At 70.4% G+C, this 19,630-nt stretch carries 16 protein-coding genes; 8 read left to right on the top strand and 8 right to left on the bottom strand.

Annotated elements, in window-relative coordinates; all coding sequences use genetic code 11:
• Positions 1-56: 56 nt before the first annotated feature.
• Positions 57-1,052 carry a UDP-glucose 4-epimerase GalE gene (galE, locus tag J0I47_RS12460; protein WP_294047306.1) on the bottom strand — a complete coding sequence of 332 codons (996 nt, stop codon included), beginning with the start codon at positions 1,050-1,052 and terminating at the stop codon, positions 57-59.
• Between the two features lie 68 nt (positions 1,053-1,120).
• Here galE and msrA point away from each other — a divergent pair, with 68 nt between their 5' ends.
• Positions 1,121-1,669, top strand: a complete 549-nt coding sequence (msrA, locus tag J0I47_RS12455) for a peptide-methionine (S)-S-oxide reductase MsrA (protein ID WP_294047305.1) — start codon at positions 1,121-1,123, stop codon at positions 1,667-1,669.
• A 141-nt stretch (positions 1,670-1,810) separates the two neighbouring features.
• Here msrA and J0I47_RS12450 read toward each other — a convergent pair whose 3' ends face one another.
• Positions 1,811-2,809 (bottom strand): L-threonylcarbamoyladenylate synthase, encoded by a 999-nt coding sequence (locus J0I47_RS12450; RefSeq protein WP_294047304.1) that lies wholly within the window; start codon positions 2,807-2,809, stop codon positions 1,811-1,813.
• A 40-nt stretch (positions 2,810-2,849) separates the two neighbouring features.
• Between J0I47_RS12450 and J0I47_RS12445 the strand changes: the two genes are divergently transcribed.
• Entirely contained in the window at positions 2,850-4,538 is a 1,689-nt protein-coding gene (locus tag J0I47_RS12445; RefSeq protein ID WP_294047303.1) for an acyl-CoA dehydrogenase, read from the top strand.
• Positions 4,535-5,353, top strand: coding sequence for an arylamine N-acetyltransferase (locus J0I47_RS12440; protein ID WP_294047302.1), 819 nt, complete (start codon positions 4,535-4,537; stop codon positions 5,351-5,353). The genes J0I47_RS12445 and J0I47_RS12440 overlap by 4 nt, the downstream gene beginning before the upstream one ends.
• Positions 5,354-5,464: 111 nt before the next feature.
• Here J0I47_RS12440 and J0I47_RS12435 read toward each other — a convergent pair whose 3' ends face one another.
• Both J0I47_RS12435 and J0I47_RS12430 read right to left on the bottom strand, forming a co-directional pair.
• A complete protein-coding gene (locus J0I47_RS12435; RefSeq protein ID WP_294047301.1) occupies positions 5,465-5,818 on the bottom strand; it encodes a GntR family transcriptional regulator in 354 nt (117 codons plus the stop codon).
• A 39-nt stretch (positions 5,819-5,857) separates the two neighbouring features.
• Positions 5,858-6,436 carry a nitroreductase gene (locus J0I47_RS12430; protein WP_294047300.1) on the bottom strand — a complete coding sequence of 193 codons (579 nt, stop codon included), beginning with the start codon at positions 6,434-6,436 and terminating at the stop codon, positions 5,858-5,860.
• Positions 6,437-6,556: 120 nt separating this feature from the next.
• On the opposite strand from J0I47_RS12430, the gene J0I47_RS12425 reads away from it, so the two are divergent.
• The gene (locus J0I47_RS12425; RefSeq protein WP_294047299.1) at positions 6,557-8,368 is read left to right on the top strand and encodes a peptide MFS transporter; all 1,812 of its coding nucleotides are present in this window, start codon (positions 6,557-6,559) and stop codon (positions 8,366-8,368) included.
• Positions 8,369-8,401: 33 nt separating this feature from the next.
• Here J0I47_RS12425 and J0I47_RS12420 read toward each other — a convergent pair whose 3' ends face one another.
• Positions 8,402-9,676, bottom strand: coding sequence for a cation:dicarboxylase symporter family transporter (locus tag J0I47_RS12420; RefSeq protein WP_294047298.1), 1,275 nt, complete (start codon positions 9,674-9,676; stop codon positions 8,402-8,404).
• Positions 9,677-9,743: 67 nt separating this feature from the next.
• Here J0I47_RS12420 and glmM point away from each other — a divergent pair, with 67 nt between their 5' ends.
• Positions 9,744-11,084: a phosphoglucosamine mutase gene (gene glmM / locus J0I47_RS12415; protein WP_294047297.1), complete on the top strand. Its 1,341-nt coding sequence runs from the start codon at positions 9,744-9,746 to the stop codon at positions 11,082-11,084.
• Positions 11,085-11,505: 421 nt separating this feature from the next.
• Here glmM and nudC read toward each other — a convergent pair whose 3' ends face one another.
• The 3 genes from nudC to J0I47_RS12400 are packed head-to-tail and all read right to left on the bottom strand — an operon-like array spanning position 11,506 to position 14,779.
• Positions 11,506-12,390, bottom strand: a complete 885-nt coding sequence (nudC, locus tag J0I47_RS12410) for an NAD(+) diphosphatase (protein WP_294047296.1) — start codon at positions 12,388-12,390, stop codon at positions 11,506-11,508.
• A 10-nt stretch (positions 12,391-12,400) separates the two neighbouring features.
• Positions 12,401-13,738 (bottom strand): serine hydrolase domain-containing protein, encoded by a 1,338-nt coding sequence (locus J0I47_RS12405; RefSeq protein WP_294047295.1) that lies wholly within the window; start codon positions 13,736-13,738, stop codon positions 12,401-12,403.
• Complete coding sequence (locus tag J0I47_RS12400) at positions 13,739-14,779, bottom strand: A/G-specific adenine glycosylase (protein WP_294047294.1); 1,041 nt, start codon at positions 14,777-14,779, stop codon at positions 13,739-13,741.
• Between the two features lie 26 nt (positions 14,780-14,805).
• Here J0I47_RS12400 and J0I47_RS12395 point away from each other — a divergent pair, with 26 nt between their 5' ends.
• From J0I47_RS12395 to smc, 3 genes are read left to right on the top strand one after another with little or no spacing between them, the layout of a single operon-like run.
• On the top strand, positions 14,806-15,369 hold the full coding sequence (locus tag J0I47_RS12395; protein ID WP_294047293.1) for a DUF721 domain-containing protein: 564 nt from the start codon (positions 14,806-14,808) through the stop codon (positions 15,367-15,369).
• A gap of 25 nt (positions 15,370-15,394) precedes the next feature.
• Positions 15,395-16,141: a thioredoxin domain-containing protein gene (locus J0I47_RS12390; protein ID WP_294047292.1), complete on the top strand. Its 747-nt coding sequence runs from the start codon at positions 15,395-15,397 to the stop codon at positions 16,139-16,141.
• 36 nt (positions 16,142-16,177) lie between these two features.
• Positions 16,178-19,576, top strand: coding sequence for a chromosome segregation protein SMC (gene smc, locus J0I47_RS12385; RefSeq protein ID WP_294047291.1), 3,399 nt, complete (start codon positions 16,178-16,180; stop codon positions 19,574-19,576).
• The last annotated feature ends 54 nt before the right edge of the window (positions 19,577-19,630 follow it).

The following is a 19,630-nucleotide window of genomic DNA, read 5'->3' as shown; positions in this document are numbered from 1 at the left end:
ATCCCGCCGGGCGCCGGCTCATCCTTCTGGGCCGGCGCCCACCCTTGCGGGATTCGTCAGTCGCGCTCGGCGAGCTTGCGCTCCCACGCCAGCGCGTGGCGGACGATCGTGTCGAGATCGTCATACTGCGGCCGCCACGGCAACGTCGCGAGGATGCGGCGATTGTCGGAGATCAGTTCGGCCGAATCGCCCAGCCGGCGCGGTCCGATCTCGCGCTTGATTTCATGGTTGGTCACGCGATCGACCGCGTCGAGCACCTGCATCACCGAATAGCCGTGACCATAGCCGGCGTTCATCGTCAGGCTCTCGGCGGGTTCGGCGATCAGCTTGTCGAGCGCGTGGACGTGCGCCGCGGCGAGGTCGCTGACATGGATATAGTCGCGCACCCCGGTGCCGTCGGGGGTCGGAAAATCGGTGCCGAACACGCCGACACGGTCGCGCTTCCCCGTCGCCGCCTCGACCGCGACCTTGATGAGGTGCGTGGCGCCCGCGGTCGACTGGCCGGTGCGCCCTTCCGGGTCGGCGCCCGCCACGTTGAAGTAACGCAGCGCGCAATAATTGATCTGGTGCGCCGCCGCGACGTCGCGCAGCATCGCCTCGGTCATCAGCTTCGACGTGCCATAGGGGTTGATCGGGATGGTCGGGTCGCCCTCGGCCACCGGTACGCGCTCGGGATTGCCGTAGGTCGCGGCGGTCGAACTGAAGATGAAATGCTTCACGCCGCACACGACCGCGCTTTCCAGCAGCGCGCGGCTGGCGACGGTGTTGTTGCGATAATATTTGAGCGGGTCGGTGACCGATTCGGGCACGACGATCGATCCGGCGAAGTGCATCACCGCGACGACATCGTGATCGTGCATCGCGCCGCGTACCGCCGCATTGTCCTCGATGTTCGCCCGGACCAGGGTCGCGCGGGGATCGATCGCCCAGGCGAACCCGGTGGTCAGGTTGTCGACCACCACCACGTCCCAGCCCGCATCGAGCAGCGCCAGCACCGCATGGCTGCCGATATAGCCCGCGCCGCCCGTGACCAGCACCGTTCCCTTGCTCATGCCGCATCCTCTTTGTGTCGCGCTCGCCCGTACCTATGTTGAGCGTCAATTGAAAAGGAGTTGATGACATGGCGACCGAGACCGCGATCCTGGCCGGCGGCTGTTTCTGGTGCACCGAGGCGGTGTACAAGGATGTGATCGGCGTCGAGGGCGTCAAAAGCGGCTATATCGGCGGGCACGTCGCGAACCCGACCTACAAGCAGGTGTGCGGCGGCGATACCGGCCATGCCGAGGCGATCCGGGTGACGTTCGACGGCGACCAGGTGAGCTATGCCGACCTGCTCGACATCTTCTTCGCGACGCACGACCCGACGACGCTCAACCGCCAGGGCAACGATGTCGGCACGCAATACCGCTCGGCGATCTTCCCGCTGAACGCGGCACAGGCCGCCGAGGCGAAGGCGGCGATCGCGCGCAACGCGAGCGGCTGGCCGGCGCCGATCGTGACGACGATCGAGGAAGCGAGCGACTGGTATCCGGCGGAGGACTACCACCAGGAATATTGGGAAGGCGAAGGCCAGCGGAATCCATACTGCCTCGCCGTCATCCCGCCCAAGCTGCAAAAGCTGCGCAAGAGCTTCGCCGCGCGATCGAAGGCGGTCAGCGAGACGGCGTGAACCGGAGTCCGTCACCCCGGCCTGGTGTCGGGGTCCACCGGGCCGCTTGCTCGTCTCTCGGGGACTGGAGCGATGCGCTCGCGGCGCCGTGGATCCCGGCACGAGGCCGGGATGACGCGTGAATATAGGCGTCGCTGCGTCCTACCCCGCCGTCCCCATCGACAGCGACCCGTCGCGGAAGGCGGCGCGGCGGAGGCGGTCGTTGATCGCTTCACCGATCCCGTCCGTGGGCACCGGCGCGACCGCGATGCGGGGGCGGGGCGCGACATCGGCGCGGTGGAGCTGGTCGAACAGGTTCGCCGCCGCCTCGGTCAGGTCGCCGCTCGCCGACAGCGTCGCGTCGCCGCCGATCGCGCCGAAGCCGATCATCCACTCGTCGTCGGCGGGTGCGCGCGCGTCGATCCGGAGCGGTTTCGACGGCGCGTAGTGTGACGACAGCTGCCCAGGCGCCTCGATCGCGGTCGGCGCATCCATGCCCTCGTCGAAGCGGTCGACCCGCTGCCCCCGCGCCGACAGCGCGGCCAGCACCGCCTGTTTCGGGATCGGCCCGTGGCGCAGGATCCGCGTGCTGCCGAACACTTCGCGCACGATGGTCGATTCGATCCCGCGCCCGGTCGGCCCGTCGTCGAGGATCAGCGGGATGCGCCCGTCGAGGCTGCGCGCGACATGCTCGACCCGGGTCGGGCTGATCCCGCCGCTGGCATTGGCGGACGGCGCGGCGAGCGGCTTGCCCGTCGCCTTGAGCAGCCCGCGCATCGCGCGATGGTCGGGCACGCGCAACGCGATCGTCTCCAGTCCCGCCGTCACCAGCGACGCGATCCCTGCCGATGGCTTGAGCGGCAGCACCAATGTCAGCGGTCCCGGCCAGAACGCCGCCGCCAGCGCCTCGGCGCGTGCATCGAACGCCGCCAGCCGCTTCGCCGCCGCCAGGTCGAGCACGTGGACGATCAGCGGGTTGAAGCTCGGTCGCCCTTTTGCGGCATAGACTCGCGCCACCGCCGCGCCGTTGGTCGCGTCGGCGGCCAGGCCGTAGACCGTCTCGGTCGGTACCGCGACGCATTCGCCCGCCGCGATCAGCGCCGCGGCCTCCGCCACGGTATAGGCATTATACGGCAGGATACGGGTATTTGGCGCGTCCATCGGACGTGGCTATAGCGCGGCGGACCGAGAGAGGAACCCGATGCCGTACGTACCCCCCGTCGCCGAACAGCGTTTCGTGCTGGATGAGATCGCGAAGATCGGCGAGCTCGCCGCGACCGGGCCGTTCGCCGCCGCGACGCCCGACGTGGTCGACGCGGTGCTCGAAGGCGTCGGCCAGTTCGCGGTCGGCGAATGGGCGCCGCTCGCGCGCGAAGGCGACGTGAACGGGCCCAAATGGAGCGAGGCGGGCGTGACGATGCCGCCGGGCTATCGCGCGGCGTACCAGGCGTATGTCGAGGGCGGCTGGGGCACGATCGGCGCGCCGGCCGATTTCGGCGGGCAGGGCCTGCCGTTCGTGCTGGCGAGCGCCGTGCTCGAGACTTTGGGCAGCGCCAATGCCGGCTTCGCGCTGGCGCCGACGCTGACGGTCGGCGCGATCGAGGCGTTGCTCCACCACGGCACCCCGGAGCAGCAGGCGGCGTACCTGCCCAGGCTCGCGACCGGCGAGTGGACCGGTACGATGAACCTGACCGAGCCGCAGGCCGGCTCCGACGTCGGTGCGCTGCGCACCCGCGCCGAGCCCGCCGGCGACGGCCAGTGGAAGATCGCCGGCACCAAGATTTTCATCTCGTTCGGCGACCACGATCTGACCGACAATATCGTCCACTTGGTGCTGGCGCGCACGCCGGACGCGCCGAAGGGCACGCGCGGCATCTCGCTATTCCTGGTGCCCAAGGTTCGCGCCGACGGCACCCCGAACGACGTTCGCACGGTGTCGATCGAGCACAAGATGGGCCTGCATGCCTCCCCGACCTGCGTGCTGTCGTTCGGCGATCATGGCGATTGCCTGGGCGAGATGATCGGCGGCGAGGGTGGCGGCATGCGCGCGATGTTCACGATGATGAACAATGCGCGGCTCAACGTCGGGCTGCAGGGTGTGCAGGTCGCCGAAGCCGCGACGCAGAAAGCGGTCGAGTACGCCCGCGACCGCATCCAGGGCAGCCGCGAGGGCGCCCCCGTCGCGATCGTCGAGCATCCCGACGTCCGCCGCATGCTGTTCCGCATGAAGGCGCAGACCCAGGCCGCGCGCGCCTTGGTCTATCTCGCCGCCGGCCAGGTCGATCGCGCCAATCTGGGCGACGCCGCGGCCAGGGACCGGCTCGAACTGCTGACCCCGCTGGCGAAGGCGCACGCGACCGACCTCGGCAACGAAGTCGCCAGCCTGGGCGTGCAGGTGCATGGCGGGATGGGCTATATCGAGGAAACCGGCGCGGCGCAGTTCTTCCGCGATGCGCGCATCTTCCCGATCTACGAGGGTACCAACGGCATCCAGGCCGCCGATCTGGTCGGTCGCAAGCTGGCGCTGTCGAACGGCGCGGCGTTCGCCGGCCTGATCGATGACATGCGCGGCGACGCGCAGGGCGCGACGCTGCGCATCCTGATCGACCGGTGCGAGGGCATCGGTCGGCGGCTGGCGACGAGCGACGCCGACGACCGGCTGGCGGCGAGCTATCCGTTCCTGACCATGCTGTCGGTCGCAGCATGCGGGTGGCTGATGGAGCGGCAGGCGCGCGCGGCGACCGGCGACGACGACTTCGCGCGGATGAAGCGCGCGGTCGCCACCTTCTACGTCGCGCAGATCGTGCCCGAGGCGCTGGGGCTGGAGGCTGCGGCGTCGGCGCCGGCCGCGCCGCTCTACACCCTGTCGGCCGACCTGTTCGCGGCATGAGCTTCGACCTCGACGCCTATTTCGCGCGGATTCGCCTGCCCGCTCGACCGACGCTCGACCACCATGGCCTGGCGGCGGTTCAGCGCGCGCACCGGCTGGCGATCCCGTTCGAGAATCTCGACATCCGGCTCGGGCGCGGCATCCGGATCGATTCGGACAGCGTGTTCGCCAAGCTGGTGACGGCGAAGCGCGGCGGCTATTGCTTCGAACAGAACCGCTTGTTCCTCGACGCACTGACGGCTGTCGGGTTCGACGCGCGGCCGCTGCTCGCGCGCGTCTGGCTCGGCGCGAGCGACACGCCGGGGCAGACGCACATGCTGCTGCTGGTGACGATCGACGGCGCGCCGTGGATCGCAGATGCCGGGTTCGGCGGTAGCTACGGGCCGCCGATGCCGCTGGTCGCCGGCGCCGAGGTCGAGGCGCCCGATGGTGCGCGGTTCCGGCTATATGAGGACCAGCGCGGCTGGGTGCTGGCGCGCAACGGCCATCCGGGTGCCACCGACGGGCGGGGCGCGCAGGAAGGCTGGGTCGATCAATACAGCTTCACGTTGGCCCCGGTCGCGCCGGCCGACCTGGCGATGGCCAATCACTGGACCGCGACCGCGCCGGGGACGCGCTTCGTCGACCTGATCGTCGTCAGCATCGCTTTGCCGCGCGGCTTCGCCAGCCTGACCGACCGCGCCTACAAGCGGCATGTCGGCGGCGAGGACAGCGAGGCGGTGATCGACGACCCGCGCGTCTATCGCCTGCGGCTCAGCATGATGTTCGGGATCGACCTGAGCGCGGACGAGGTGGCGGCGCTGGGGCTCTTTTGACGTTCAGCCGAGCTGAAACGCGACGGTGCCGGCCTGCTCCCCCACCCGACCTCCCATATGATACTGCCGTTGGGAGGTCGGGTGGGGGGAGCGGGCCGGCACCGTTAGACGCTACGCCCGCTCGCGCTCCATCAGGTCGCCGACGTCGAGGCCGAGCAGGTCGATATACTCCGCGATCCGCGGCCAGTGTTCGTTGACGAAGCGGGTACGCTCGGCGACGCGCAGGCGGTCGGCCGCGCCGGGCAGGACGAACATGCCGACTCCGCGCCGGACCTCGACATAGCCGTCGTCCTGAAAGCTCTGATACGCCTTGGCGACGGTCAGCGGGTTCGCGCCGTGCTCGGCGGCGAGCGCGCGAACCGAGGGAAGCTGGTCGCCCGTGCGATATTCGCCGCGCAGGATGCCCGCCGCGATCGTTCCGCGCAGGCGAATATAGACCGGGCTGTCGTCGTTGCTGAGTGCCATGCTGCCATAATACAGCAAAGGGCGATCGAGTCCAGACCGTCAACCGTGCCAGGTTGAAACGATCTTGCTCATATCCGGCCGCGGTCTTTCCTCAAGTTGCTTGGCCGGCGTGCCGAGGAAGATAAAGCCGGCGATCCGTTCCGGCGCCGCGCCGAACGCATCGCGCACCGTATCGGAAAATGCCGCCCACCCGGTCAGCCACCCGCCGGCGAACCCCAGCGCATGCGCGGCGTGGAGCAGGTTCATGCACGCCGCCCCAGCCGACAATTCCTGCTCCCACAACGGGATATGGCTTTCGGTCTTTGGCGAGGACAGCACGACGACCAACGCCGGCGCCTGGCTCGCGAATTGTTCGAGTGCCGCGATCTCTGCCGCCGCCGCTTGCGGGCGTTCGATGCGATAGGCATCGGTGATGACTCGGCCCAGCGCCGCGCGCGCGCCCGCCGGCACCACGACGAACCGCCACGGCGCGAGCTTGCCGTGATCGGGAGTGCGTGCCGCGATCGTCAGGATGCGGTCGAGCTGGTCCGCATCGGGTCCCGGCGCGACGAGATCGCGCGGCTTGCCCGACCGGCGCGTGGCGAGCAGCGAGAGCGGGGTCGTCGAGTCGTTGAACATCGCGTCCCCTCTAGTGCGGCCGCGCCGCTATTTACACCCAAGGCTTTGCCGCTAGTCTCGCCGCCAACCATCCGCCGCGGCGTTCGACGGCGGAGCAGACGAGTTTCAGGGAGCAGATGCATGGTGGACACCCCGACCGCGGATAGCCCGCGAGAGCCGGACATCACCCATATTAATCCGGCGGCCGAGGCGACATGGTTCGGCCACCCGCGCCAGCTCGCGCGGCTGTTCACCACCGAAATGTGGGAGCGGTTCGGCTATTACGGCATGCGCGCGCTGTTGACGCTGTACCTGACCAAGCATTTCATCTTCGGCGATCGCGAGGCGACGGGGCTCTACGGCGGGTTCACCGCATTGGTCTATCTGACGCCGCTGGTCGGCGGGTATATCGCCGACCAGTATCTCGGCTCGAAGCGGTCGGTGAAGTTCGGCGCGATCATGATGGCGATCGGCTATTTCACCCTGTGCTTCGGCGGCACGACGGCCAAGCCCTATGCGGTGGTCGACGGCCAGCGCTACGAAGTGCAGGTCGACAATTTCAAGGACGCGCCGACCTCCGCCAAGGACGAGAAGCGCTTCTTGGTCGATCAGGGAAAACGGTTCGAGATCAAGGGCAACGACGACGGCAGCGTGTCGCTGCTCAACGCCGACGGCTCGGTCGCGAAGACGGTCGCCAAGGGCGGGTTCGAGGCGAAGGGCGACCGCAGTTGGCTGCTCCAGGCGATCATGCTGCTCGCGCTCAGCATCGTGTCGGTCGGCAACGGTTTCTTCAAACCGAACATCTCGACGATGGTCGGCGAGCTCTATGCGACGGGCGACCGCCGCCGCGACGCCGGCTTCACCATCTTCTACATGGGTATCAACCTCGGCTCGCTGGGGTCGCAGATATTGTGTCCGATCCTGGCCGATACGGTCGGCTGGTGGGCGGGCTTCGGGCTTGCCGCGGTCGGCATGCTGATCTCCTATTCGCTGATCCAGTTCGACGGCGGGCGGTTGTCGGCGGTCGGCGAGCCGCCGGTGCGGAGCGGTCCCGACCGATCGCTACTCATCTATATCGGCGCGCTGATCGCGGTGCCGGTGGTCTATTTCCTGTTCGTCAACCTGATGAACTCGCCCAAGCCGGTGCCGGGGTCGGGCTTCATCGGCTATCTCGCGTCGCTGTCGCTGATGGGCAAGCTGCTGTTCGGGACGTTCCTGGTCTCGATCCCCGGCATCCTGATCTGGTCGTTCGTGAAGGGCAGCCGCACCGAGTTCCAGATGATGCTGGCGGCGATGGTGCTGATCGTGTTCAACGTCGTGTTCTGGACCCTGTTCGAGCAGGCGGGGTCGAGCCTGACGCTGTTCGCCGACCGCAACACCAACCTGACCGTGTTCGGCAATTTCGCGATCACCGCGCCGCAGACGCAATTCTTCAACGCCTTCTTCATCGTCGCGCTGGCGCCGGTGATGAGCGTGTTGTGGACCGGTCTCGCCAAACGCGGGCTGGAACCGTCGATCCCGGTCAAGTTCGGTCTCGCATTGATGGGTGTCGGTGCCGGCTTCCTGTTCCTGGTCTGGGGGTCGAGCTATGTCGGCGCCGATTACCAGGTCGGGGTGTGGTGGCTCGCCGGGCTCTACCTGATTCATTCGGTGGCGGAACTGTGCATCTCGCCGGTCGGGCTGAGCATGATTACCAAGCTGTCGATCGCGCGGATCGTCGGATTGATGATGGGCGTGTGGTTCCTGTCGATCAGCTGCGCGCAATACGTCGCCGGGGTCGTCGCGCAGTTCGCCAGCGTCGAGACGGTCGGCGGCCAGGTTACCAACCTGAAGGTCAGTCTCGACACCTATACCCACACCTTCACGGTGATCGCGGAAGTGGCGATCGTGCTGGGCGTGGTGCTGTTGCTGCTGTCCTGGCCGCTCAAGAAGTGGATGCACGGGGTCAAGTGACCCCCACCCCGGGCTGACGCGGCGGCGCGTCGCTCAGCCCGGCAGGGCGTCGATCTCCGTGTCGGTCGGCTGGGCCGGCGCGTCGCCGCGGTCGCGGGCGGCGATGGTGGCGGTGACCGCCACGTCCATCGTTACGTTGCCCAGCGTGCGGAACAGGTCGGGCACGGTCTCGACCGCGACCAGCAGCCCGAGCGCCTCGATCGGCACCCCCATCGCCACCGACACCGGCGCGACCGAGGCGAAGAAGCTGACGGTGCCGGGCAGGCTGACCGAACCCATCGTCGTGATCGCGGCGGTCGCGACCCCGGCGGCGAGCTGGCCCGGCCCGATCGGCGTGCCGGTCAGGTGCGCGACGTAGAGCGCGACGGCGAGGTTCATCGCCGGGCTGGTCGCGCGGAACACCGCGACCGCGATCGGCAGGACGATGCCCGACACGCTGGCCGGCGCGCCGAGCGCCTCGCTCGACCGCAGCATCGTCGGCAGCGTGGCGAGCGACGAGGAGGTCGAGACGGCGACGACCTGGCTCGGCAGCACCGCGCGCGCGAACCGCCCGATCCCGACGCGCGCGCCGATCGCCGCGATCGGATAGGCCGACAGCAGAACCAGGACGCCCAGCGTCGAGACGATCGCGATGTAATGCGCCAGCGCGCCGAACGCCGCCGCGCCGGTCTCCGTCCCCACCCCGAACGCCAGGCAGAACACCCCGACCGGCGCGAGCACCAGCACCCAGCCGATGATGACGACCATCGCGTCGGCCACCGCCTGGAAGAAATCGAGCAGGGTCTTGCGTGGAGCCGGCGCCAGCCGCGTGATCGCGAAGGCGAACACCATCGCGAACGCGGTCAGCGGCAGGAACGCGTCGCTCGCAGCGGCATCGACGATGTTGGTCGGCACGATCTTGTCGAAGAAATCGCCCAGGCTCGGCACCTGGCCCGCGGTGCCCGCCTTCGACAGCGAGGCCCGGAGCGCCGTCGCCCACTCGGTCGGCAGCGGGAACAGGCGGAGCAGCAGCGGCGTCAGGAACGCCGACAGGATGGTGTTGAACCACAGGATGACGACGAACGCGATCAGCGCGCGCGCCGCGATCCGCCCGGCGCGCGCGGCTTCCGCCGACGCGGCGATGCCGATCACCAGCAACGCCACCACCAGCGGCACGATCACCATCTGCAACCCGTGCAGCCACGCCCCGCCGATCCGCTTCGTCACCGACAGCAGCGTCAGCCCCGCGTCGGGCGCATATTTCGCCAGCACGATGCCGAGCACCAGCCCCGCGACCAGCGCGGTCAAGATTCGAAACGCCTGGCTCATGCTCGCTCTTCCCCGATTGCCGCGCTATCAGGCGGACGAACGGCGATAGCGGACGGAAAAACGCGACATGGCAAGGAAATATTTCGGCACCGATGGAATCCGCGGGCGCACCAATACCCAGCCGATGACTGCGGCGATGGCGATGAAGGTCGGCATGGCGGCGGGCGCGCACTTCGTCCGCGGCGATCACAAGCATCGCGTCGTGATCGGCAAGGACACGCGGCTGTCGGGCTACATGATCGAGAACGCGCTGGTCGCGGGCTTCACCAGCGTGGGGATGGACGTGACGCTGTTCGGGCCGTTGCCGACCCCGGCGATCGGCATGCTGACCAAGTCGATGCGCGCCGACCTGGGCGTGATGATCTCGGCCAGCCACAACCCCTATGCCGATAACGGCATCAAGCTGTTCGGGCCGGACGGCTACAAGCTCAGCGACCGGGACGAACTGGCGATCGAGGCGCTGATCGACGGCGACGTCGCCCCCGCCGACGCCGCCGATATCGGTCGCGCGCGCCGGGTCGAGGATGCGCGCGGGCGCTACATCCACTTCGCCAAGGCGACGTTCCCCGACGCGCTGACGCTCGACGGGCTGAAGATCGTGGTCGATTGCGCGAACGGCGCCGCGTACCAGGTCGCGCCCGCCGCTCTGTGGGAACTCGGTGCCGAAGTCGTCGCGATCGGCGTGTCGCCCAACGGCAAGAACATCAACGACCAGGTCGGCTCGACCGCGCCGCAAGTGCTGTGCGAGACGGTGGTGGCGTCGGGCGCGCATATCGGTATCGCGCTCGACGGCGACGCCGACCGGCTGATCGTGGTCGACGAGACCGGGCGGGTGATCGACGGCGACCAGTTGATGGCGGTGATCGCGACCGGCTGGGCGCGCAGCGGCACGCTGAAGGGCGGCGGGCTGGTCGCGACGGTCATGTCGAACCTGGGGCTGGAGCGGCATCTGTCGGCGCAGGGGATCAGGCTGATCCGCACCGCGGTCGGCGACCGCTACGTGCTCGAGGCGATGCGCGGGCAGGGCTACAATGTCGGCGGCGAGCAATCGGGGCATATCATCCTGTCGGACTATGCGACGACCGGCGACGGGCTGGTCGCGGCGTTGCAGATCCTGGCCGAGCTGGTCCGCTCGGGCCTGCCGGCGAGCCAGTTGCTCCATCGCTTCGATCCGCTGCCGCAATTGCTCAAGAACGTGCGGTTCAAGGGCGGCAAGCCGCTCGACGACGCCAGCGTCCAGGCCGCGATCGCCGATGCCGAGCGCGAGCTGGCGGGCAGGGGCCGGCTGGTGATCCGCCCGTCCGGCACCGAGCCGGTGATCCGCGTGATGGCCGAGGGCGAGGATGCCGGCCAGGTCGAGGCCGTGGTCGACCGCATCTGCGACGCGGTGAAGACCGCGGCGGGGTGATCCAAACTTGACGAACTTGACGAGGGTAGCGCGCTTCGACGCGGTCGCGGTCGCGGTCGCGGTCGCGGTCGCGGTCGCGGTCGCGGTCGCGGTTGACGGCCGGCCGATGCAAAGTTGACGAACTTGACGAGGGTAGCGTGTTCCGCGCGGATACGGGCCGACGCCGATCCGCGCGCGGGTTCGGGCTGGCACAGGAAAGGCACGGCGATGTCAAAGAGCGTTGTCCAGCCTGTCGGGCGAAATCCTACATGACAAGTCGGCGGCGGAGTGAAGGCCCTCGCTGTGGTCTAGTTGGGTTCAGACCCTGAGTCGTCATCCCCGCGAAAGCGGGGACCCATCTTCTGAGCGAGCGGCAGACGCACCGGCGCGATGGTGGATAGTCCGGGAGATGGGTCCCCGCTTTCGCGAGGATGACGGGGGATTATTCCTCGTTCGCCCATACCGTCAGCAGGGTATGCGCGATCGCGTAGTGCGGCGGCGAGAGGAACGGCGCGGACGGGTCGCCGGCCAGTGCCTTCTTGACGTCGTCGCGCGATACCCAGATCGCGTCCTGCAATTCCTTCGGGTCGATCGTCAGCGCGTCGTCCTCGGCTTGCGCGATGCAGGCCATCATCAGTTGCGAGGGGAACGGCCAGGGCTGGCTGACGACGTAGCGGACGGTATGGACGCGTATTCCCGCTTCCTCCCAGATCTCGCGCGCGACCGCTTCCTCGATCGATTCGCCCGGCTCCATGAACCCGGCCAGCGCCGAGTAGCGGCCGGCCGGCCATTGCGGCCCGCGCCCGACCAGAGCGCGCCCGGCATGGTCGGCGATCATGATGACGACGGGGTCGGTGCGCGGGAAATGCTCGGTCCCGCAGGCGTTGCATAGCCGTGCCCAGCCGGCGCGGATCATCGCGGTCGGTTGCCCGCAATTGGCGCAGAAACGGTGCCGGCTGTGCCAGTCGAGGATGCTGCGCGCGGCGGCATAGGTGCCGGCCTCGCCCGGCCGGAGCAGGTCGAGCGCGCGGAACAGATTGGGCGACCGCCCCGGTGGCGCGCGCATCCCGTCGATATAGGCGGCGAAGTGCGGCTTGCCGTCGATCAGCCCGAGCAGCACGAGTTCGGCATCGAGCGGCGCGTCGGCCAGGCTGGTCCAGCCGAGCGTGCCGTCGGCGCCGACGGCGGGCTCGAAATCGTTCAGCACGAGCAGCCGCGCGCGCCAGTCGCCCATCGCCGCCGCCAGCGCGTCGGGATCGTGGCGGATCGCGTCGGCGCGATCGAGCGGGCTGCCGGTGAAGCCGGGTCGCGGAGTCGCGCTGGTCATGGCCGCGCTGTTAGCGCGCGTAGGACGCCATGTCGCTCTGCAATGCCTTCGCCGTATCGGCGCGCAGCGGCCAGCGCTCGCCGGGGAAGTAATTGACCATCACCGTCCCGCGCATCCGCCGGACCGGGTTGACCCAGGCGATCGTGCCCGCCGCCCCGCCCCAGCTATAGGTGCCGACGCCCATCGAATTGGGCATGTCGAGCAACGTGACCGATCCGCCCGCGCCGAACCCGGTCTGCTGGCTCATCGTGCCGCCGGTGCCCGCGCCCAGCCCACCGAACACGACGCCCGGCGGCAACAGGTTGGACATGGCGAGCTTCGCCGTCTCCGTCTTCATGATCCGCACGCCGTCCAGCTCGCCGTAATTCTGGAGCATGTGCAGGAAGCGGTCGTAATCGCGCGCCGACATCACGAGCCCGGCGCCGCCATAGGGGAAGCTGGGCGGTGAGAGGTAGACCGAGCTCGCCGCGGGATCGAGCGCGATCATCGTGCCGGAGGGGGCGAAGGCATAGTTGGTCGCGAACCGCCCGATCTCGCTCTGCGGCACCGTCCAGAAGCTCGACCGCATCTTGAGCGGGTCGAAGATCCGCGTCTGGACGAACGCGTCGAACGACATGCCGCTCGCCTTCTCGATCACCGCGCCCATCACGTCGAGCCCGATCGAATAGCTCCACTTGGTCCCCGGATCGGCGATCAGCGGCGCACTCGCCACGACGTTGGCGAACTCCTGGAGCGTCGCCGGCCGCGTCTTGCGCGACACCGCCTCCAGCGCGGCGTTAACCTGCGCCGGGTTGATCCCCTTCTGGTTGTAATAGTCGAGCAGCGGCCCCTTGGTGATAATGGTGTAGCCGAGCCCGGCGGTATGCGTCAGCAGGTTGCGGATCGTGATCGGGCGCACCGCCGGGCGGCTCTCGATCGTGTTCTCGTTGAGCTGGACGCGCATGGTCTTGAACGCGGGCAGGATGTCCGACACCGGCTCGTCGAGGCTGAGCTTGCCGTCCTCGATCAGGATCATCGCCGCCATCGCGGTGATCGGCTTGGTCATCGAATAGACGCGCCACAGGCTGTCGGGGCCGGCCGGGGCGGCACCCTGGTCGGTAGCGACGCGGCCGGCCGCCAGGAACACGGTCGGGCGATCGCCCGCTCCGAACGCGCCGACGATGCCGGGCGTCTTGCCGGTCGCGACATAGCTGTCGAACAGCGCCTTGGTCGCGGGCAGCGGGTCGGCGAGCGTCGGCGGCGCCAGCGTCTGCGGCGCGGGCGTCACCATCGCCTGTTGCGCGAACGCGCCGCCCGCCAGCAGCGCGGCGAGCGTGAAACCGGCCACCATCGGCGTCAGTCTGACCATCTATCCCCTCCCCACTATGGCCGCCGCCTTGGCGAAGACCGTCGGCAGTCCCGCCTCCCCCAGCGACTCCAGCGGCCACCAGATGGCGTCCGCCGGTGCACGATGCCGTTCAACGCGCGCACTCGCAAGCGCCAGCTGCAGATCGAAATGGGTAAAACCGTGCGAAACGTGGGCGTTGTGCAGCGTCCAGTCGGCTGCGACCGGCGCGTCGGCGAGGATCGGCGGGGTATCGACCCACGGCCCGGTCGGCAGCGCGCGCATCCCGCCGAGCAATCCCTTGGGCGGGCGCCGCACCAGCAGCACCGCGTCCCCCGCCTGCGCCCAGAAGATCGTGCCGTAGCGTTGCGGGCGCGCGGCCTTCTTCGGCTTGACCGGGTACGCCTCCTGATCGCCGGCCCCGCGCGCCGCACAATGGCTGCTCAGCGGGCACAGCAGGCAACGGGGGTTGCGCGGGGTGCAGATCGCCGAGCCCAGGTCCATCATCGCCTGCGCGAAGTCGCCGGCGCGCACCGACGGCGTGATCGTCTCGGCGGCGGCACGGACAGCGGGCTTCCCGGCTGCGCGGAACAGCCGGGCGACGACTCGCTCGACATTGGCGTCGACCACCGTCGCCGCTTCGTCGAACGCGATCGCCGCGATGGCGGCGGCGGTATAGTCGCCGATCCCCGGCAGACGGCGCAACGCCGCCTCGGTCGTCGGGAAAGCGCCGGCATGCTCGGCCACCACCGCCTTGGCGCAGGCGACGAGGTTGCGCGCGCGGGCATAGTAACCCAGCCCCGCCCATGCCGCCATGACGTCGTCGTCGGCCGCTTGCGCCAGGCTCGCGAAATCGGGCCAGCGCGCGACCCAGGCGGCGAAGCGCGGCGTCACCGTCGCCACGCTGGTCTGTTGCAGCATCACTTCGGACAGCCAGACGCGGTACGGGTCGGGCGTCTCGCCCGGCAATGCCCGCCACGGCAACGTGCGGCGATGCACATCGTACCACACCAGCAGGTCGGCGGCGATCGACGGTGCAGGTGTCGGAGAATGCTTGGCGGTCACCCATCGGCTATGGCATGGATGGACGGATGAGCAAGCGCGCGACCCCCCGGCAACCTCAGCAGGAACGCCCCCGCGGCGGGCCGGCGCGCGCGGTCGCCGATCTGCTGCCGCAGGTCGGCGGGGCGGCGTTCAAGCGCTACGGCTTCGTCCAGGCGGGCATCGTCACCCGCTGGGCGGAGATCGTCGGGCCGCGCTACGCCGACGTCTCGACCCCCGAATCGATCCGTTTCCCGCCCGGCCGCAAGGCGGAGGGCGTGCTGACCGTGACCGTGAAGGGTGCGCACGCCGCGATGATGCAGCACATCGCGCCGGAGATCGTCGAGCGCGTCAACCGTTTCTTCGGCTATGCCGCGGTCGCGCGGCTGACGCTCAAGCAGGGCCAGGTCGCGCCGCGCCCGTCGCGGGTCGCGCCGCCCAGCCTGCGCGCGATCGCCCCGCCGGCGCGGATCGGCGAGGGCCTGCGCGCGATCGCCGATCCCGAACTGCGCGCGGTGCTCGGCGCGCTGGCCGCCGGGGTCGCCGCGACGCACGGACCGCCGATCGTCGGCGACGAGCTTACCAATCTGGTCGTCGCGGGCAAGGTCCGCTGATCCGCTTTTCTCGATGGAGTTTCCTATGCAGTTTCGCAGCTTTCTCGCCGCCGTCCCGCTGATCCTCGCCGCCGCCTGTAGCGGTGGCGGCAGCGGCGGCTCCGGCAATGCCAGCGCGCCGGCGGGCAGCGTGCCCGTCGCCAAGGCGCCGGCCGGCACCGACTGGCTGACGACGGTGGTGAAGACGCCGGAGGGCGGCATGCGGATGGGCAATCCCGACGCGCCGATCAAGCTGATCGAATACGGCTCGCGCACGTGCCCGGTGTGCGGCGCGTTCGGCCGCGAGGGGACGCAGCCGCTCGAGAAGAACTATGTCGCGACCGGCAAGGTCAGCTGGGAATTCCGCGAATATCTGGTCCACGGCCAGCCCGACATTCCGGCCGCCCTGCTCGGCACCTGCGTCCCGGCGGCGACCTTCTTCCCGATCCTGGAGCAGATGTACATCAACCAGGGTCCGGTCGAGGACAAGATGGGCGGCCCCGAAGGTCAGGCGCTGTTCCAGAAGCTGCAATCGGCACCGCCGCAGCAGGTCGCGACCGAATGGGCGGCGCTGCTCGGCTATGTCGATTTCTTCAAGCAGCGCGGCCTGCCCGAGGATAAGGCGCGCGCCTGCCTGGCCGATGCCGGAAAGGTCAAGCAGATCATGGACGGCATGAACGCCGCCAACGCCAAGGGCGTGACCGGCACGCCGTCCTTCTTCATCGACGACGAGAAGGTCGACGCGATCACCTGGCCGCAGCTCGAAGCGGTGCTGAAGGCACGCGGCGCGTGAGGCCGGACGCCTGAGCGGGGGCGCCGGGGCGCGGCGATGCAGATCAAGCGGCTGCGGCTGTCGGGGTTCAAGAGCTTCGTCGACCCGGCCGACCTGCGCATCGAGCCCGGGCTGACCGGGGTCGTCGGCCCCAACGGCTGCGGCAAGTCGAACCTGCTCGAGGCGCTGCGCTGGACGATGGGCGAAACCAGCGCGCGGTCGCTGCGCGGCGCCGGGATGGACGACGTCATCTTCGCCGGCTCCGACCGCCGGCCCGCGCGCGACTTCGCCGAAGTGTCGATCCTCGCCGAGATCGACGGGACCGAAACCGAAGTGGTGCGCCGGATCGAGCGCGGCGCCGGCAGCGCGTATCGCATCGACGGGCGCGACGTGCGTGCGAAGGATGTCGCCCTGCTGTTCGCCGACGCCGCGACCGGCGCGCACTCGCCCGCGCTGGTCAGCCAGGGCAAGATCGCTGCGGTCATCTCCGCTAAGCCGGCCGAGCGCCGCGCCATGCTGGAGGAAGCGGCCGGGATCGCCGGGCTGCACGTCCGCCGCAAGGACGCCGAGCAGAAACTGCGCGCGACCGAGGCCAATCTCGCGCGGCTCGACGAGATCATAGCCGATCAGGAAACGCGCGCCAACGCATTGCGGCGGCAGGCGCGGCAGGCCGAACGCTACCGCACGCTGAGCGAGCAGATCCGCATCGCCGAGGGGCGGATGATCTTCGCCCGCTGGCGCGACGCGTCGGCCGCGGCCGAGGTGGCGAAGGCCGAGGCGGCGGCGTGCGAAGCGAAGGTCGCCGAGGCGGCCGAGGTGCAGCGCGCGGCGGCGGCGCATCAGACGGCGGCGGCCGACGTGCTCGGCGATGCGCGGAGCAGCGCGATGGCGGCGCGCGAGGCGGCGTCGGAGGCGGCGCACCGGCTCGCGGGGCTGCGCGCCGAGCATCAGGCGGCGGAACGGCGGATCGGCGAACTGGCCCAGCAACTGGCGCGGATCGGCGAGGATCGCGCGCGGGAGGGCGCGCTCGCGGTCGATGCCGCCGAAGCGCTGGCGCGGCTGGAGGCCGAGGCGACGGCGTTGCGCGGGCGGGCGGCGGCGGGCGCGGCGCGGCTCCCCGCGCTCGACGCGACGCTGGCCGAGGCGGAACGGGCCGCGCGCGATGCCGACGTCGCGCTGGCGCAGGCGATGAGCCGGCAGGCGGCCGAACTCGCCGATGTCCGCGTGGCGGAAGCGGCGGCGGCGGCGGCGCGGACGCGGCACGAGCGCGCCTTGCGCGACCAGGCGGCGCTGGCGGCGGAGGTCGCGCGGATCGGCGACGCCGCGCCGTTGCAGGTGGAGCGGGCGGCGGCGGTGCAGGCACGCGCCGACGCGCTGGCCGCGGCCGAGGCGGCGCGGACGGCGCGCACCGCCGCCGATGCCGACGAGCGCGCGGCGCAGGAGGTCCGCGACACGGCGGAGGCGGCGCGGGCGGCGGCCCGCGCGGAACTGGTCGCGATCGACAGCGAACTGGCCGCGCTGGAGAAGGCGACGCGGCCGGCATCGCGCGACCGCCTGCTCGACCATGTCCGCGCGGCGCCGGGCTATGAGCGCGCGCTGGCGGCGGCGCTGGGCGACGATCTCGAAACCGGGCTGGACGCCGCGGCCGATCGCTGTTGGGCGGGGGCCGAGCCGCTGCCGGACGACCCGACGGCGGGCGGACTCGACCGGCTCGGCGACCATGTCGCGGCGCCGGCGGCGCTGGCGCGGCGGCTGGCGCAGGTGCTGGTGGCGGACAGCGACGACGGGCGCGCGCTGGCAGTCGGGCAGCGGCTGGTGACCCGCGCCGGCGTGCTGCGGCGCTGGGACGGGTATGTCGCCAAGGCGAGCGGCGCGGCGGCGGCGGAGCGGCTGGAACGGATCAATCGCCTCGCGGAGCTGAACGACGCGCGCCCGGCGGCGCAGGCGGCGGTCGATCGCGCCGCCGGCGAACTGGGCGAGGCGGAGGCGCGGATCGCCGCCGCGCGAGCGCAGGCGCAGGCGGCACGGACCGCGCTCGACCGGGCCGACACCGCCGCGCGCGACGCGAGCCGGGCCGAGGATCGCGCGGCCGCCCAGCTCGAACGGATCGCGGCGCAGCGCGCCGATCTCGACACGCGCCGCCACCGCGTGACCGCCGAGGTCGAGGAAGCGGCGGCCGAACTCGCCCGTGCCGAGGCCAATCGCGCCGCGCTGCCCGATGGCGCCGCGACGCGCGATGTGGTCGCCCGGCTCCAGGCCGAGGCGGAGGCGCGCCGCGCGGGCGCGGCCACCGCACGCGCCGATCGCGCGGCGGTCGATCGCGCCATCGCCGCCGACCGCGAACGGCTCGCCGCCGCCGATGCCGAAGCCAAGGGCTGGCGCGCGCGCGCCGGGGAAGCCGCCAAGCGAATCGCCGACATGGCGAAGCGCGAGGCGCACTTGTCGGGCGAGGTCGATGCCGCCGCCGCTCGTCCCGCCGAACTCGCCGCCGCGATCGCCGAGGGAGAGGCCGGCCAGGCCGACCGCCGCGCCGCCGCCGAGGCCGCCGCCGAGGCCGAAGCCGCCGCCATCGCCCGCGTCCGCACAATGGACGAGGCCGGCCGGCTCGCCGCCGAAGCGCTGTCGCTCGCGCGCGAGGCGCGGGCCGGGGCGGCGGCGCGTGCCGAGAACCAGGACCTTCGCCGGATCGAGATGAACCGCCTGGCGGGCGAACGCTTCCAGTGCCCGCCGCCCCTGCTCGGCGAGCGCGTCGGCTTCGCCACCGACACGGTCGGCGATCCGCAAGCCGAATCGGTCCAACACGACAAGTTGCTGGTCGATCGCGAGCGGCTGGGGCCGGTCAACCTGGTCGCCGAAACCGAACTCGCCGAGCTCGACGCCGCGCGGATCGATGCCGCGACCGAGCGCGACGAACTCGGCCAGGCGGTCGCGCAGCTGCGCGGGTCGATCGGCACGCTCAACCGCGAGGGGCGGCAGCGGCTGCTCGCCGCGTTCGAGGCGGTCGACGGGCATTTCCGGCGATTGTTCACCACCCTGTTCAACGGCGGCGAGGCGCATCTGGCGCTGATCGATTCGGACGATCCGCTGGAGGCCGGGCTGGAGATCATGGCGCAGCCGCCGGGCAAGAAGCTGCAATCGCTGACGTTGCTGTCGGGCGGGGAGCAGGCGCTGACCGCGGTCGCTTTGATTTTCGGGCTGTTCCTGACCAATCCCGCGCCGATCTGCGTGCTGGACGAAGTCGACGCGCCGCTCGACGACGCCAATATCGAACGGTTCTGCGACCTGCTCGACGCGATGACGCGCGAGACGCGGACGCGCTACCTGATCGTCACCCACAACGCCGTCACGATGAGCCGGATGCACCGCCTGTTCGGCGTGACGATGGTCGAGCGCGGGGTCAGCCGGCTGGTGTCGGTCGATCTCGGCGGCGCGGAGAGCCTGCTGGCGGCGGAGTGAAGCGCGCCGCCGAACGATCTGGCGCCAGCTGGATCGGAGGTCGAGGCGCGCCCG

It is taken from the genome of Sphingomonas sp., assembly GCF_017304635.1.
GTDB lineage: Bacteria > Pseudomonadota > Alphaproteobacteria > Sphingomonadales > Sphingomonadaceae > Sphingomonas.
Note: the sequence above shows the minus strand (reverse complement) of the source record. Positions and strands in the feature narration are given on the sequence as shown.